At 64.1% G+C, this 16,358-nt stretch carries 13 protein-coding genes; 4 read left to right on the top strand and 9 right to left on the bottom strand.

The window, feature by feature from the left end:
* Positions 1–194: 194 nt before the first annotated feature.
* The 6 genes from pgl to tkt form a co-directional block, all read right to left on the bottom strand.
* Positions 195–965 carry a 6-phosphogluconolactonase gene (pgl, locus tag ABD283_RS07915; protein WP_344224432.1) on the bottom strand — a complete coding sequence of 257 codons (771 nt, stop codon included), beginning with the start codon at positions 963–965 and terminating at the stop codon, positions 195–197.
* Positions 962–1,921, bottom strand: coding sequence for a glucose-6-phosphate dehydrogenase assembly protein OpcA (locus tag ABD283_RS07910; protein WP_425552815.1), 960 nt, complete (start codon positions 1,919–1,921; stop codon positions 962–964). Before ABD283_RS07910 ends, pgl begins: the two co-directional genes overlap by 4 nt.
* On the bottom strand, positions 1,918–3,456 hold the full coding sequence (zwf, locus tag ABD283_RS07905) for a glucose-6-phosphate dehydrogenase (protein ID WP_344224430.1): 1,539 nt from the start codon (positions 3,454–3,456) through the stop codon (positions 1,918–1,920). The genes ABD283_RS07910 and zwf overlap by 4 nt, the downstream gene beginning before the upstream one ends.
* Before the next feature lie 99 nt (positions 3,457–3,555).
* Positions 3,556–5,160, bottom strand: coding sequence for a glucose-6-phosphate isomerase (locus ABD283_RS07900; RefSeq protein WP_344224429.1), 1,605 nt, complete (start codon positions 5,158–5,160; stop codon positions 3,556–3,558).
* A 57-nt stretch (positions 5,161–5,217) separates the two neighbouring features.
* The gene (tal, locus tag ABD283_RS07895) at positions 5,218–6,324 is read right to left on the bottom strand and encodes a transaldolase (RefSeq protein WP_344224428.1); all 1,107 of its coding nucleotides are present in this window, start codon (positions 6,322–6,324) and stop codon (positions 5,218–5,220) included.
* An 82-nt stretch (positions 6,325–6,406) separates the two neighbouring features.
* Positions 6,407–8,518: a transketolase gene (tkt, locus tag ABD283_RS07890; RefSeq protein ID WP_344224427.1), complete on the bottom strand. Its 2,112-nt coding sequence runs from the start codon at positions 8,516–8,518 to the stop codon at positions 6,407–6,409.
* Positions 8,519–8,930: 412 nt separating this feature from the next.
* Between tkt and ABD283_RS07885 the strand changes: the two genes are divergently transcribed.
* Together ABD283_RS07885 and ABD283_RS07880 are read left to right on the top strand one after the other, a co-directional pair.
* On the top strand, positions 8,931–9,827 hold the full coding sequence (locus tag ABD283_RS07885; protein WP_344224528.1) for a heme o synthase: 897 nt from the start codon (positions 8,931–8,933) through the stop codon (positions 9,825–9,827).
* Between the two features lie 129 nt (positions 9,828–9,956).
* Positions 9,957–10,871, top strand: coding sequence for a dihydrodipicolinate synthase family protein (locus tag ABD283_RS07880; RefSeq protein WP_344224425.1), 915 nt, complete (start codon positions 9,957–9,959; stop codon positions 10,869–10,871).
* Positions 10,872–10,981: 110 nt separating this feature from the next.
* On the opposite strand, the gene ABD283_RS07875 is transcribed toward ABD283_RS07880, so the two are convergent.
* The 3 genes from ABD283_RS07875 to ABD283_RS07865 form a co-directional block, all read right to left on the bottom strand.
* The gene (locus ABD283_RS07875) at positions 10,982–11,995 is read right to left on the bottom strand and encodes a COX15/CtaA family protein (protein ID WP_344224424.1); all 1,014 of its coding nucleotides are present in this window, start codon (positions 11,993–11,995) and stop codon (positions 10,982–10,984) included.
* A gap of 140 nt (positions 11,996–12,135) precedes the next feature.
* On the bottom strand, positions 12,136–12,918 hold the full coding sequence (locus ABD283_RS07870) for an ABC transporter permease (protein WP_344224423.1): 783 nt from the start codon (positions 12,916–12,918) through the stop codon (positions 12,136–12,138).
* Positions 12,915–13,916 (bottom strand): ABC transporter ATP-binding protein, encoded by a 1,002-nt coding sequence (locus ABD283_RS07865; protein ID WP_344224422.1) that lies wholly within the window; start codon positions 13,914–13,916, stop codon positions 12,915–12,917. Before ABD283_RS07865 ends, ABD283_RS07870 begins: the two co-directional genes overlap by 4 nt.
* A gap of 206 nt (positions 13,917–14,122) precedes the next feature.
* Here ABD283_RS07865 and ABD283_RS07860 point away from each other — a divergent pair, with 206 nt between their 5' ends.
* Both ABD283_RS07860 and sufB read left to right on the top strand, forming a co-directional pair.
* Positions 14,123–14,890 carry a helix-turn-helix transcriptional regulator gene (locus ABD283_RS07860; RefSeq protein ID WP_344224421.1) on the top strand — a complete coding sequence of 256 codons (768 nt, stop codon included), beginning with the start codon at positions 14,123–14,125 and terminating at the stop codon, positions 14,888–14,890.
* Positions 14,883–16,358 carry a Fe-S cluster assembly protein SufB gene (gene sufB, locus ABD283_RS07855; RefSeq protein ID WP_344224419.1) on the top strand — a complete coding sequence of 492 codons (1,476 nt, stop codon included), beginning with the start codon at positions 14,883–14,885 and terminating at the stop codon, positions 16,356–16,358. Before ABD283_RS07860 ends, sufB begins: the two co-directional genes overlap by 8 nt.

Here is a 16,358-nt window from a genome sequence, read left to right as displayed (position 1 = left end):
GCCTTGCGCGTTTAACACGTATCTCCCTCGCGGCGGTGGGACCCTCGATGACGTCTGAGGTACCGGTAGGACCCTTCTGAGTCTCCGAAAGGGTTCTACCGACACCTCAGGTGCGTTGAAGGGTCCCGGCGACACTCAGAGTGCGCGGGACATGCGGGGGGGCATGCAGGGCATGTGCCGTCGTGGGCAGCTGATCAGCCCTCGGGATCCTGGGGGAGGCCCGGGAGAGCGTCTTCCGTGACGAGAAGCAGGGTTTCCTCCGTGCCGCGCACGGCGCTGCCGGGGGCGGACTGAGGGGTGGCCTCGGGATCGCGGATCGCGGCGAGGGCTTCGGCCTTGGCACTGTCTGCAACCAACAACCACACTCGATCCGCAGAGTTGATCGCGGTCAGGCTCATGGTCACACGCGTGGGAGGTGGCTTGGGGGAGTCGTTGACGGCCAGGACGGGGGTGTTGGTGACCGTCACTTCGTTGCGTCCCGGGAACAGGGAGGCCACGTGGGTGTCCGGACCCAGGCTGAGCAGTGCCAGGTCGAAGCGAGGCAATTCACCGTCCAGGCCCTCTTGCTGTGCGGCGGTGGCGAGTTCTTCACGGTAGTCGGCGGCGGCTTCCTCCGCGGTGGCCATCTCGTCCGAGGCGGCGATGGGGTGAATCCGGTCCCATTCCAGATCCAATTGGCCCTGGGCGGCGTCGGCGGCCTGGACACTGTTGCGCTCGGAATCGGAGCCGGGCACAAAACGTTCGTCCGACCACCAAATGTTGACGCGTGACCAGTCCACCAAGGCGGAATCGGGATCGTTGGCGACCGCCTGGATCACCTTGTTTCCCATGCTGCCGCCGGTGAGAACGAGGGTGGCCTCGCCGCGCTCGTCCTGGGCCTGTTCCAGGACCGTGATGATTCGGCGGGAGGTCTCCTGGGCGAGCTGCTCCTGGCTGCCGTGGGGGACAATGCGGGCGTGGTTCACGGGGACACCTCTCCATCCATTGCTTCTTCGACGGCTTCTTCCAGCCGTGCAGTCACCAGGGCCTTGGTGATGACATCGCCGTAGACCTCGTCCGGGTCCAACCGACGCAGTTCTTCGGCCAAGCACACATTGAGATCTCGCACCGGCATGGCGATCTGCTGATCGGGTTGACCGGGCTGCGTGAGGACGGCCACCGTGCTGCCGGGCCGGTGCAGCTGAATGGGCCCCTCGTCGGTGACCAGGGTGACTCGGTCCATGCCGGGGCGCTCGTTCTGGGTGATGAACTTGGCCTCGCAGCCCAGGGCATTGGCCAGCCACACGCCCATGAGCACCACTGAGGGGGAGCGCTCAGCGCCCTCCACCACGACTTCGCGAACCGGCACCGAACCGATCTGATCGAACACGGCGGCGAGTTGGATGCGCCAGCTGGTGATGCGCGTCCATGCCAGGTCCGTATCACCGGGCCGGTACTGCTGAGACAGTTGCCGAAGTGACTTGAAAGGGTCGTCCGCGCGCGAGGAATCGGTGATGCGGCGGTGCGCAATCTTGCCGATCGACGAGTCACCGGGGGAGTCCGGGAATTCGTGGGGCCACCAGGCCACAATGGGCGCGTCCGGCAAGAGCAGCGCAGAGATCAACGTCTCGGTGGGTTCGGCGAGTTCGCCGTAGCCGTGCAGGATGATCACCTCCGAGGCACCGGCGTCCCCGCCCATGCGCAGCTGACCGTCCAGGCGGGTGGCCTCGTTCGCGGAGTGGGCCACGTGCACGATGATGCGGCAAGGGTGTTCATGACTCGCGAAGTTCGCGGCCTCGATCGCCATTTCCGAGTGCCCCGCGCGGGCCAGGATCACCAGCGTCAGCACACGTCCGAGCGTGACCACACCGTACTCATCCCGCAGCGAATGCAGTTTCTTCTCGATGATCGAGGTTGTGGTGTTTTCCATTTGTACGATCACGGTCGCCTCCAGACACGTCCGTCGCGAGCCATGAGCTGATCCGCGGATTCCGGGCCCCAGGACCCCGGTGCGTAATCGTCAGGCATGATGTGGCGTTCCGCCCAGTAGTCCTCGAAGGGGTCCAGGATCTTCCAAGAGAGCTCCACCTCCGAGTGATCCGGGAACAAAGGCGGCTCGCCCAGGAGCACGTCCAGGATCAACCGTTCGTAGGCCTCCGGGCTGGACTCGGTGAATGCGTGGCCGTAGCCGAAGTCCATGGTCACATCGCGGATCTCGGACTGGGTACCGGGAACCTTGGACCCAAGCCGAATGGTGACGCCCTCGTCCGGTTGAATGCGGATCACAATGGCGTTCTGACCAAAGTCGTCCTTGTCCGGCGAACGGAACAGCAGATTGGGTGATTTCTTGAAGACCACGGCGATCTCCGTGACGCGGCGGCCCAGTCGCTTGCCGGCGCGCAGGTAGAACGGGACTCCCGCCCAGCGCCGGTTATTGATCTCCAGGCGAAGTGCTGCGTAGGTCTCCGTGCGGGAATCGGCAGGGATGTCCTGTTCCTGGTGGAATCCCTTGACCTCTGCACCGCCCTGCAGACCCGCCGAGTACTGACCCAGCGCCGAATACGCGCCGAGATCCTCGGGCAGGATCACGGATTCCAGGACCTTGGCCTTCTCGCGGCGCAAGTGATGAGCGGAGAACGCGGGAGGTTCTTCCATGGCAGTGAACGCCAGCAACTGCAGCAGATGATTCTGGATGACGTCGCGGGCCGCGCCCACGCCGTCGTAGTAACCGGCGCGCGAACCGATGCCGATGTCCTCGGCCATGGTGATCTGAACGTGGTCCACGTAGCGGGTGTCCCACAGCGGTTCGAACATCTGGTTGGCGAAGCGCAGCGCCAGAATGTTCTGCACCGTCTCCTTGCCCAAGTAGTGGTCAATACGGAACACGCTGTCCGCCGGGAAGACACGTTCCACAATGGCGTTGAGCTCGCGGGCGGATTCCAGGTCGTGGCCGAACGGCTTCTCGATCACCACGCGCCGCCAGCCCTGGGTGCCATTGCTCTCGGCCAGATCATGGTCCGCGAGCTTCTGGCAGACCACATCGAACGCCTTGGGCGGAATGGACAGATAAAACGCGTGATTGCCGCGCGTACCGCGGGACTCGTCGAGTTCGGTGAGGGTTTCGGCGAGACGTTCGTAGGCGGCGTCGTCGTCGAAATTGCCATGTACGAAACGCAGGCCGGAGGCGAACTGCTCCCACATGGCCTGGTTGAACGGAGTGCGGGCGTGGTCCGCGATCGACTCCTTGACGTACTCGGCGAACTCCGCGTCATCCCAGTCGCGGCGGCCGAAGCCCACCAACGAGAACGACGGCGGCAGCAAACCGCGGTTGGCCAGGTCATACATGGCCGGCAGCAGCTTTTTCTTGGCAAGATCACCGGTCACGCCGAAAAGCACCAGGGACGACGGCGCCGCGACTCGCGTCAGGCGGCGGTCCCGGGGATCTCGCAGCGGGTTGCTGTTGTTGTGGTGAGGCACAATGCTCCCTGTTTCATCCGGACCAACGGACCGGGGCGTAGCGAGTGACACGAAACGCCCCGGTCCGCGATGACCGGAAAATAATGAATGGTAATGATTTTAGAGTGCGGCTGCGGCCTTCAAGAGCTGCTCCACACCGGCGGAACGGTCAGTGAGACGCAACCGGAGTACAGGGCGGTGGTGATCGGTCAGCACCTTGGCGTCGCCATCGGCCTGAGCGGAAATCAACTCGCCGAACGAGAACGGGATTTCGGGAATGTCCACGTCCGTGTCCGTCGCGGCCGTGACCTGCAAGTACACGCCCTGAGCGGGCCCGCCCTTGTGGTACTGACCGGTCGAGTGCAGGAAGCGCGGGCCCCAGCCGAAGGTCACGGGGCGGCCGGTCTTCTGCGCGAGCACCGGACGAATCTCTTCCAGCTCAGCCCAACCGAGTCGATCGAAGTACGCCTGCACGCTCACGTACCCGTCCTCGGGCAACTGCGCCATGAGCGCCTTCAGAGCCTCGGGAACCGTAGTGGCACCCTGGAGAACTTGCTCGGAACCGCGGATCTCGATGGAACCGTCCGTGGCAACTGCCGGGCTCGGCTCCGGGGAGGAAGCCAGCAGCTCACGCGTGGCACTCTTGGCGGACTCCACGTCCGGCTGGTTGTAGGGGTCGATCTTCAACAGCTGACCCGCCACGGCGGTGGCCACCTCGAAGGCCATCATCATGGCTGCCAGGGAACCGGAGATCGCCACGGCGTCCTGATCGTCCACGGGCTCCGCGTCATCGGCGACCAACGACACCACCAGGACATCGTCCGCTCGTGTTTCCAGCTCCGGTGCCCCCTCGGAGACGACCACCGGCAGCACGCCGGTACCGGACTTACCCGTGGATTCCGCGATCAGCTGCTCGGCCCAGTCCGCGAATCCGACCACGGGCGCGCCGTTGTTGACGATCACGATCTTGTCCCGCAGCGGTTTGGTGCCGCCCAAGGCAGCCCCCAGGCGAAGTCCGATGTTGTCCTCGTCGTCCTCGCTGAGGAACTCCGCAGCTTCTTCGGCATCGTCCAGGAGCTGCTCGATGTCCGCACCGGCCAGTCCGGAAGGGACCAGGCCGAACGCGGTGAGCGCCGAAAAGCGCCCGCCCACGTTGGGATCGGCATTGAAGACCTTGCGGTACCCGGCCTCACGGGCGGAATTGTCCATGGGCGACCCCGGATCCGTCACCACCACGATCCGCTGCGATGCGTCGATGCCGGCCTTCTCGAAAGCTGCCACGAACGCGCGGCGTGCCGAATCGGTCTCGACCGTGGACCCGGACTTGGACGAGACCACCAGCGCGGTCTTGTCCAAGTCCTGGAGTGCCAGCTGCACCATTTCGGGATCCGTGGAGTCCAGCACAAAGAGATCCACACCCTCGGTGCGGGTGATGACCTCGGGCGCCAGGGATGAGCCACCCATACCCGCCAGCACGAAGCGCGTGACACCTTCGGATGCGAAGTCCTCGCGCAACTGCACGATCTCGGCCACGAGGGGACGAGACACGGTCGCGGCTTCGGTCCACCCCAGACGAATCTTGGCCTCTTCTTCTGCGGCCGGTCCCCACAGGGCGGGGTCCTTGGCGAAGAGCTTGGACGCGAATCGTTCCTCGACCAGGCGCGGCACCTGGGCGTCAACGGCCTGGCGAGCGGTGCCTGAAGCGGACAACGACAGTGAACTCATAACGAGCCTCCTAGTGGCTACGAAGCGTGCTGGTGGATGGTCTGGTTCAGCAGCGGATCAGCGGGCGTTGTCGAGAGCCGTGCGGACCGTCTCCAGCAACTCGTCCCAGGACTTGTCGAACTTGTCCAGGCCCTCGGTCTCGAGCTGCTCGACCACGTTCTGGTACGAAATGCCCTGCTCGGCAATGGCATCCAGGATCTCGTTGGACTCCTGGTACGTCCCGGCAATGGTGTCACCGGTGATTTCACCATGGTCGTAGGTGGCGTCCAGGGTCTTTTCCGGCATGGTGTTGACGGTGTGGGGAGCCACGAGCTCGGTCACGTACAGGGTGTCCGGCAGCGAGGGGTCCTTCACACCGGTGGAGGCCCACAGCGGGCGCTGGGCGTTGGCACCTGCGGATTCGAGGCGCTTCCAGCGCTCCGTGGTGAACTGCTCTTCGTAGATCTGGTAGGCCAGGCGAGCATTGGCCAGTCCGGCCTTGCCCTTGAGCGCCTTGGCCTCGTCGGTGCCCACGGCGTCCAGGCGCTTGTCGCTCTCGGTGTCCACGCGGGAGACGAAGAAGGATGCCACGGAGTGAATGGTGGACAGGTCCTTGCCGTTCTCCAACGCTTCCTCGAGGCCGATCATGTACGCGTTGATCACCGCGCGGTAGCGCTCGAGGGAGAAGATCAAGGTCACGTTGACCGAGATGCCTTCGGCGATGGTTGCCGAGATCGACGGCAGACCCGCCTCGGTGGCCGGAATCTTGATGAGCGCGTTGGGGCGATCAATGGTCTGGGACAGACGCTGCGCCATGGCGGCGGTGGCATCCGCGTCCTGAGCGAGGCGAGGATCCACCTCGATGGACACGCGGCCGTCCACTCCCTGGGTCGCCTCTGCGACCGGAGCGAACACGTCGCAGGCATCGCGGACGTCATCGGTGGTGATTGTGAAAACTGCCTCGTCCACGTCCGCACCGGACTGGGCGAGCTCGGAGACCTGCTCGGCGTAGGACTCACCGTTGGCCAATGCAGCGGCGAAGATCGTGGGGTTGGTGGTCACACCCACAACGTTCTTGGTGTCGATCAGTTCCTGCAGGTTGCCGCTGGTCAGGCGCTGGCGGGACAGATCATCGAGCCAGATGGAGACGCCTGCGTCGGACAACTTTTTGGTGGGAGTGCTCACTGTGACTTCCTAACTCATTGCTGGAAATTCTTGTTGTGCTGTGCGGGGCGCTGATTCGGCGCCCCGCACAGTCGTGGGAGTGTCACCGCGCTGCGGCGATGGACTCCTGAGCCTTGCTGACCACGTCCTCGGCGGTGATGCCGAACTCGCGGTACAGGGTCTTGTAATCGGCGGACTCACCGAAGTGTTCGAGGGACACGGCGCGCCCGGCGTCGCCCAGGATGTCGTTCCAGGACATCTTGATGCCGGCCTCAACCGTGACGCGTGCCTTCACCGCGGAGGGGATCACCGACTCGCGGTACTCCTTGTCCTGCTCATCGAACCATTCACGGCACGGCATGGAGACCACGCGGGCGGCAACGCCCTGCTCCGCAAGCTGCTTGCGGGCGGCCACGGCCAGCTCCACCTCGGAGCCGGTGGCGATGAGCACCACGTCAGGGGTGGACTCGCTATCGGCCAGCACGTACGCGCCGCGGGCCACGCCCTCGGCGGAAGCGAACTTCTCGCCCTCGGCATCCGGGTGCAGGTCCTCACGAGCGAAGACCGGTAGGTTCTGACGGGTCAGCGCGATACCGGCCGGGCGGTCGTGATGCTCGAGCATGGTGCGCCACGCGACGGCGGTCTCGTTGGCGTCCGCGGGGCGGACGACGTCCAACCCGGGGATGGCGCGGAGTGACGACAGCTGCTCAACCGGCTGGTGCGTGGGGCCGTCCTCGCCCAGACCGATCGAGTCGTGGGTCCACACGTAGATGGACGGCACTTTCATGAGCGCGCCGAGTCGAACGGCGGGGCGCTGGTAGTCGGAGAAGATCAGGAACGTGCCGGAGAACGCGCGGGTCTGCGTGCTCATCACGATGCCGTTCACGATTGCCGCGGCGGCGTGCTCACGAATACCGAAGTGCAGCACGCGACCGTAGGGGGAGCCCTGCCACATGTCGGTGGAACGCTTCTCCGGAATGAAGGACTTCGCGTTCTCGATGGTGGTGTTGTTGGAGCCCGCGAGGTCCGCGGAACCGCCCCACAGCTCGGGGAAGGTGTCGGCAATGGCGTTGATGACCTGGCCGGAGGCCTTACGGGTGGCCATGTCCTTGCCGGGTTCGAAAGTCGGGAAGGCCGCGGCGTAATTCTCCGGCAGCTTCTCGTCGCGAATGCGGTCGTAGAGGGCGGCCTTGTCCGGGTTGGCCTCGCGCCACGCGGAGAAGGACTTCTCCCACTCGGCTCGTTCTGTCTTGGCACGATCACCCACGGCGCGAACGTGCTCGAAGATCTCGGGCTCGATCACGAAGGATTCGTTCTTGTCGAAACCGAGGATCTCCTTGGTCGCTGCGACCTCGTCCTCGCCCAGGGCGGAACCGTGAATGGCCCCGGTGTCCTGCTTATTGGGTGCGGGCCAGCCGATGATGGTGTTCAACGCAATGATGGAGGGCTTGTCGGTGACCTTGGTGGCGGCGACGATCGCGTCGTACAGGGCCTCGACATCTTCCTTGTACTCGCCGCCCTGGCGCCAGTCCACGCGGGCGACATCCCAGCCGTAGGCTTCGTAGCGGCCCAGGACGTCCTCGTTGAACGCCACGTTGGTGTCGTCCTCGATGGAGATCTCGTTCTGGTCGTAGATCACGACCAAGTTGCCCAGTTCCTGGGTGCCGGCCAGCGAGGACGCCTCGGAGGTGATGCCCTCCTGCAGGTCGCCATCGGAGGCGATCACAAAGACGTTGTGGTCGAACGGCGAGGTGCCGGGGGCGGCGTCGGCGTCGAACAGGCCGCGCGTGTAGCGCTGGCCGTAGACGAAGCCCACGGAGGAAGCCAGGCCCTGGCCGAGCGGGCCGGTGGTGATCTCCACGCCGGTCGTGTGACGGTACTCGGGGTGTCCGGGAACCTTGGAACCCCAGGTACGCAGGGACTTGATGTCATCCATTTCCAGGCCGTAGCCGGAGAAGAACAGCTGCAAGTACAGCGTGAGAGAGGTGTGGCCAGGGGAGAGGATGAAGCGGTCACGGCCGGTCCAGCGGTCGTCGCTGGGGTCGTGACGCATGATCTTCTGGAACAGCATGTAAGCAACGGGTGCCAGGGACATGGCGGTGCCGGGGTGACCACTGCCCACCTTCTGCACGGCATCGGCGGCGAGTACGCGCACGGTATCAACGGCGCGGGCGTCCTTTTCGGTCCAGTTCAGCGGTTGCTCAAGGTTCGGCACGGTGGCTAGTCCCTTTCATCGGTGGGTCATCCACTGCGGCCTGGGGTTCGACGACGTCGCGGCGACCAGACCACACGGGTTTCAGCATTAACCTTAGTCCCGCAGCGCAGGCGGCGTCAGTGTCTTGTGCTGTCGGTGAATCGAGTGCCCGGACGTGCTGCTGATCACCCCGAAATTACGCATTATGGCGGCTATACTTCTGTGTGGGTATAGGTACGCATCCAGCAGTCGGTACTTGCCCCGTACGGCCCGGAACACCACGGCGTCGGATTCGATTATTTGGAGCATTGATTCTGTGAACCCCCTTGATACCGCCGCACAGTCGGGTCGAAGCGCATCGCAGGCCTCGCACGGCCACGGTGCGACCGGCTCTTCCATCGGCACGGTAGCGCCGGTGGGGTACGAGGGGCCCATGACCGCGGGGCGCAAGATCAAGGCCTACGTGGCACTCACCAAACCCCGCATCATCGAACTGCTCCTGGTCGCCACCGTGCCCACCATGATCTTCGCGCAGCAGGGCATGCCTAATTTCTGGCTCATCCTCAACACCCTGATCGGCGGCAGCCTCGCAGCTGGTGCGGCCGGGGCGTTCAACTGCTACATCGACCGCAACGAAGACCGGCTGATGAAGCGCACGGCGCGTCGTCCGTTGGTCACCGGTGAGGTGGGCGATCGCGAGGCCCTGATCTTCGCGTGGGTGCTGTCCGCCGTGGCGGTGGCGTGGCTGACCATTGGTGTCAGCGTGCTGTGCGGTGTGCTCGGCGTGATCGCCATTGCGTTGTACGCCGTGTTCTACTCCATCATCCTGAAGCGCCGCACTGCCCAGAACATCGTGTGGGGCGGTATCGCCGGCTGCATGCCGGTGCTCATCGGCTGGGCTGCCGTGCGCGGCACCATCGAATGGCCGGCCCTGGTGCTGTTCATGTTCATCTTCCTGTGGACGCCGCCGCACTACTGGCCGTTGTCCATGAAGTACGCGGAGGACTACTCTCGCGCCGGCGTTCCCATGCTGGGTGCCGTGGATACGGCTCGCTCCGTGGGCGCGCAGGTCGTGCTCTACGCGTGGGCCACGGTGATCTGCTCGTTGTTGCTCGTGCCCGTGGGTGGTGCCGGTTGGGTCTACGCGCTCATTGCCCTGGCTTCCGGCGGCTGGTTCCTGTACCACTGCCACAAGCTGCATGCCATGGCCCAGAGCGGGAAACCGACCCTCAAGCAGGCCATGTTCGTGTTCCACGGTTCCATCGCCTACATCACTTTTGTGTTCGTGGGCGTGGCTCTCGATCCGTTCATCGGTGGACCGGTTCTCTGATTCACCGCCTTGATCGGTCCCGCGGGCCGGCCGAGAACGCGTCTGACTATGCGGACTACCGTGCCCCGCTGACTCGCGGGGGCCGCTCCCTGTCGGGACATCGGTGTAAGGCTCACCTAAACTAGCCTCATGCTGTCCATGACTTTCTCCGGTGTCATTGCCTATCCCATTACGCCTTTCTTACCGGGCGGCGGATTGGACCTGGAGTCATTGGAACTCAGTGTGGCCAAGCTTGCCCGCAGCGGTGTAGACGGCCTGGTGGTGCTGGGAACGTCCGGCAGTTTCGCTTATCTGAGTACCGAAGAACGCGCGCAGGTCGTGAAAGTGGCCGTGGACGCGGCGTCGGGCTCGGAAACTCCCGTGGGTGTGGGCATCTCCGCGATGACCACCCGGGAGGTCATGACCATGGCCTACGCCGCGGAGAACAACGGGGCGGACGGGCTGGTGCTCAACCCCCTCAGTTACATCCCGTTGGTCTCGCAGGAGATTGCGGACCAGGTGGAGACCGTGGCGTCCTCGTTGTCGCTACCGCTGTGTCTGTACAACAACCCGGAAACCACGGGATTCGATTACCCGGTGGAATTGGCCGCGGAGCTGTCCTGGCTGGACAACGTGGTGGCTTTCAAGGACACCGTGGCCACCGGTCGGCTCTTCCACTCGAGGCAGCTTCTCTATTCCCAGCGAGCGGACCCCACCACGGTGCGCGGAGTGAGCGGCGATCAGATCATCGTGTCCGACTATCCGATGGCCCCGTGGCACACCGGGATGGCGGCACTTTTGGCCCCTGAATTCGTTGCCTTCCACCGCGCAGTAGTTCACCATCGCACGGATGAAGCGGCACTGTGGAGCGCGACTCTGGCGCCGCTCATGCAACTCATGGGGTACGAACGCCCTCTGTCGGCGTTGTACGCATTGGCGGAAGTCTGTGGGGTCCGCACCGGCGCGCCTCGGCGGCCGTTGTTGCCGATTCCCACGCGCAGCAAGCGCCTGCTGGCGGACGCCGTGGAGCAGTTGCGCGCGGCCACCCCGCATATTGCCGACTAACGGGCTCTAGACCGACGCTGCCCCTGAACAGACCGCTGCCCCCGCCGATGAGATCGACAGGGGCAGCGGTCTGTATCTGCGCAGCGCGTTGGTTGGCTCCTCGACAGGGCCTATAGCACCGGCTCCGTAACGTCACTGTCGCGGGCAATGGCGCGATCGGCGTTGGCCTCGGCGGGATCCTTGGTGACCTGGAAGCTGATGGAGCACACCCGAGTCGATGCCCACACCATGATTGCGGAGAGCACCATGTGGATCGCGACGGACGCTATCGGGACATTGTTCAGGTATTGGTAATAACCGACCAGGGCCTGGAGTACCAGCACACCGGCAAGCAACAGGTAGGCGCGGAGCAGCACCTTGGGCCAGTTCTGCTTCATGCCCAGGATGATGGCGATGATGACCGCGGCCACGATTAGGTACACGGGGACCACGTGAGTGAAGGTGATCATGCGGGGCTCGAAGGCCAGACGGGCGGAATCCTCATCGCCCGCGTGGGGGCCGGTGCCGGTTACCAGGGTGCCCACATACAGGATGATCGCGGACAGGATGCCCACGGCCGTGGCGAGGAGGCGGACCGGCTTCTCGCGGCCGGGGAGCTGTCCGGGGCGCTGGGCATAACCGACCGTGGCCAGGCCGGCCCGGCGCGTGTCCAGGACCAACAACGTGGCCAGGGAAATCATGGTCGCCGAGACAATGTAGTGAGCGCCCACCACCAAGGGGTGCAGCTCGACCAGCACGGTGATGCCGCCGATCAGAGCCTGCACGGGAATGCCAATACCTAGGAGCAGCGCGAACAGGAACATGCGCGGGTACTGGTGACGCAGCCGCAGCACAGCGATGAATGTCAGGACGGCGACGACGGCCAACACGAACGTCAGCGTGCGGTTACCGAACTCAATGACGCCGTGGATCCCCATTTCAGGGGTGTTGGTCCATGACTCGTCGGTGCAGCGCGGCCATGTGGGGCACCCCAGTCCGGAACCGGTCAGGCGGACCAGGCCACCGGTCAGAATCAAGAGACTGTTGGCCACCAACGATGCGATGGCCATGGCACGGACCCAGGGGGTCACGGTGGAGGGCCACCAGAAATTATCGGTGACGGACGGGGACACGGTGGCAGACATGACGGTGCTTCCAGAGGCTGACGGATGAGGTAGGGAAAGTCTAGCTGTCCAGTCGGGGAATCAGCTCAAAACGGTGAGCGCCCATGAGGGACAGAAGGAACACAACAGGAACGTGCATTGAGGCGTGCACCGAGCCGGTCCTAGACCCACTTGAACCACTTGACGGTTGCGGCCCAACTCAACACGGCCCAAGCGGCCAGAACGAGGGTGGGAAGTAGGGCGAACTGGCCCGCCAGGAAACAACTACGGAGCAGTTCACCCGCGGCCGCGGAGGGCAACAGGTCAACAAGCCAGGAGATCCAACCAGGCAGCACGGATGTGGGGAACAGCACGCCGCCACCGGCGGCCAGTGCAACCCACACCAGATTGAGGATGGCCAGGGTGGCTTCCGCGCGGAGGGTGCCGGCTATCAGCATGCCCACGCCGGTGAAGGCCACGGCCACGAGCAGCAGTAACGGGATGGAACCGAGCACCGCCAGGAGGTCCGGTCGCCACCCCATGAAAAACGCGGTGCCGCCGATCAGAAGGTACTGCAGCGCGAGGACCACGATGATGGCCAGTAGTTTGCCCGCAATGAGACCGGCGCGGCCCAGGGGAGTGGTGGACAGGTAACGAAGCACGCCGTAACGGCGATCGAAACCGGTCTGAATACCCTGACCCGAGAAGGCACTGGAGATCACGCACAGGACGAGCACGCCCGGGACGGCAACGTCCAGGCGTGTGGCGCCGTCGGGCCGGAACGAATCGAGCAGGTCGGTGACGGTGAGCCCGATGAGCGCGAGGATCGGCAGGATGATGAGCAGCAGGAACTGTTCACCGTTGCGCACCATGGTGATGGTCTCGTAGCGAGCCTGCGCGGCCACGCGTGCGGGAAGGCTCGCGGCCCGCGAGGACTGCTGGAGGGTTTCGGCCGAAGTACTCATCGGGGATCACTTCCTGAGACTTCCAAGAACACGTCCTCCAGGGATCGAGGCTGCACACTGAGTGTTTCAGGAATGGTGTTGTCCGCGGTGGCCCACTCCGTGATCTCGCGAATCTGTACCGCTGTGAGTTCCCCGGTGAGGGTCACGGTGCGGTCCTTCACGGTCCACTCGATCTCTCGGTACGAGTCGGTCTGCCAGGGCGGTTGCTCACGGAGATCCCGCGCGCGCTGTTCCGCCAGGGTCACGGTCATCACCACCGGTGCGTGCTGCTCAGTACTCACGAGATCCGCAACGGTGCCCTGCGCGGCAACCGAACCGTGGTGGACGATGTAGACGTAGTCGGCCAGCCGGGCGGCGTCGTCCATGAGATGGGTGGTCAGAATGATGCAGGTGCCCGCGTCCCGCAATTGGGTGATCAGGTCGAACACGATCTGGCGTGATTGCGGGTCCAGGCCGGCAGAGGGCTCGTCGAGGAACAGGACTTCCGGGCGGCCGATGAGTGCGGCGGCCAAACCCACGCGCTGGCGTTGGCCACCTGAGAGACGTCGAATGGATGTCGTCGCGAATGGTGCGATACCCAGCAACTCGATCAGCTCGTTGACGGGGCGGGGATCCTTGTACAACCGACTGACGTGGCGCAGCAGCTCCATGGGTCGCACGGCCTGCGGAAGTCCGCCGTCCTGCAGCATCACGCCCACGCGCGCTCGAACATCAGGAGAGGCCTGCCAAGGGTCTTCATCGAGGAGCCGGACCGTGCCGGAAGTAGGGCGTAGCAAGCCTTGTGCGCACTGCAACGTGGTGGTTTTGCCAGCACCGTTGGCGCCCAATAGCGCTGTGACCTGGCCGCGCCGGGCTGCCATGCTGAGCCCATTGACCGCGTGCACCTGTCGACCTTTGCGTTCGAATGTCTCGGACAGGTCGGTGATGTGGAGAGCCGGAGTCTCGGCACCGGGATCGGCATCCGGTGCCGGTTGGGTGGGAGCAGCGTGGTTCAGCACCACGACAGTCTATGCGGTGGTACCTGAACCTCTCGTGTGAGGCGGGTCCCACTCACGGAAGGTCACCCTTAGTGGATTGGGAATGGATTAGGGCATAACCTTGTTGTGTATTGCAGATCCGCCGTAGTGTGGATCGCCACCATGGGCCGATTATCCGAACGCCCATCCCGCAAGCAATCAGCAATCTTGAGGATGACCCACACAGCATGAGTTCCCAGGCAACGGAACACGCCACTCCGGTGCGCGCCGACCACGACGAGACCACTCGTTCGCGGGTGCTGTCTCTCGTGCTTGCTCACGGGCCCGTCTCTGCCGCGCAGATCGCCAAGGATCTCGAACTGACCCCCGCCGCCGTTCGCCGCCACCTGGACGCGCTCGAGGCCGAGCAGATCATTGAAGTGTCTCTGGTGCGCAGCACCCCGGGCGGTGCCGGCCGGCCCGCACGGCGCTACGTGGTGGCCGCAGAAGGACACGATCAGCTGGGCAACGACTACCTCACGATCGCTCGCAAGGCTTTGCAGGCCCTCGAAGAGACCGGCGGTAACGAACTGGTCCACGATTTCGTGGCCGAACGCATCCAGGAGATGTCGGAAAGGTACCGTCCCGTGATCAACGCGGCCGGGCCCGACGTCGAGGACCGCCTCAATGCCTTGACCGCGGAGATGAGCCGCGACGGATTCGCTGCCTCTCATACCGTGGTCACCCCGCGCGGTCCCAAGGGTGTGAGCATGCGGTCCGCGCAGCTGTGCCAGGGCCACTGCCCGGTGCGAGAGATTGCCGCTGAATACCCCGATTTTTGTGAACTGGAAACGTCCATGATCGCCCAATTATTGGGCGTGGACGTGCGCAGGCTGTCGACCATGGCCGCAGGCGCCCACGTTTGCACCACACACGTACCGTTGCAGCGCCGCTCAACGGCACCGATCACCCCAACCAACCAACAACCGCACGACAAGGAGGGTTGTCATGACTGAGCGCACCGTTCCCGCGGACACCGCGGGCAACAAGCCAGAAGACACCGTGATCTCCGAGATCCTGGAAATGAACCCGGAGCTCGAGGGGATCGGCCAATACCAGTACGGCTGGGCGGACAAGAACGACGCCGGTGCCTCGGCACGCCGCGGCGTCAACGCCGATGTTGTTCGCGACATCTCGGATAAGAAGAACGAACCCGAGTGGATGCTCAATCTGCGTCAGAAGGGCTTGAGGTTCTTCGACCGCAAGCCCATGCCCACCTGGGGCGCGGACCTGTCCGGCATCGACTTCGACAACATCAAGTACTTCGTGCGTTCCACCGAGCAGCAGGCCGGTTCGTGGGAAGAGCTGCCCGAGGACATCCGGAACACCTACGAGAAGCTGGGTATCCCCGAGGCCGAGCGCAACCGCTTGGTCGCCGGTGTGGCAGCTCAGTACGAGTCCGAGGTGGTCTACCACCAGATCCGCGAGGATCTTGAGCGTCAGGGTGTCATCTTCATGGACACCGACACCGCTCTGAAGGAGCACCCGGAGTTCTTCGAGGAGTACTTCGGCACCGTGATCCCGGTGGGCGACAACAAGTTCGCCGCTTTGAACACGGCCGTGTGGTCCGGCGGTTCCTTCGTGTACGTGCCCAAGGGCGTCCACGTAGATATCCCGCTGCAGGCCTACTTCCGTATCAACACGGAGAACATGGGCCAGTTCGAGCGCACCCTGATCGTTGCCGATGAGGACTCCTACGTTCACTACATCGAGGGTTGCACCGCGCCGATCTACAAGACCGACTCGCTGCACTCCGCCGTGGTGGAGATCATCTGCAAGAAGAACGCTCGCGTTCGTTACACGACCATCCAGAACTGGTCCAACAACGTGTACAACCTGGTGACCAAGCGCGCCATTGCACACGAAGGCGCCACCATGGAATGGGTCGATGGCAACATCGGCTCCAAGGTCACCCAGAAGTACCCGGCCGTCTACATGACTGGTGAGCACGCTCGCGGTGAGACCCTGTCCATCGCGTTCGCCGGAGAGGGCCAGCACCAGGACACCGGTTCCAAGATGGTGCACATTGCTCCGAACACCTCCTCCTCCATCGTCTCCAAGTCGGTGGCCCGTAACGGTGGCCGTTCCGCGTATCGCGGTCTGGTCCAGGTGCGTGAGGGTGCCAAACACTCCAAGTCCAACGTGGTGTGTGACGCCTTGCTGGTGGACACCATCTCCCGTTCGGACACGTACCCGTACGTGGACATCCGCGAGGACGACGTGACCATGGGCCACGAGGCCACGGTGTCCCGTGTGTCCGAGGAGCAGTTGTTCTACCTCATGCAGCGCGGTATGGCCGAAGAAGAGGCCATGGCGATGATCGTCCGTGGATTCGTGGAGCCGATCGCCCGCGAGCTCCCCATGGAGTACGCCCTTGAACTCAACCGCCTGATCGAATTGCAGATGGAAGGATCCGTTGGCTGA

This window comes from Kocuria atrinae (assembly GCF_039531425.1).
GTDB lineage: Bacteria > Actinomycetota > Actinomycetes > Actinomycetales > Micrococcaceae > Kocuria > Kocuria atrinae.
Note: the sequence above shows the minus strand (reverse complement) of the source record. Positions and strands in the feature narration are given on the sequence as shown.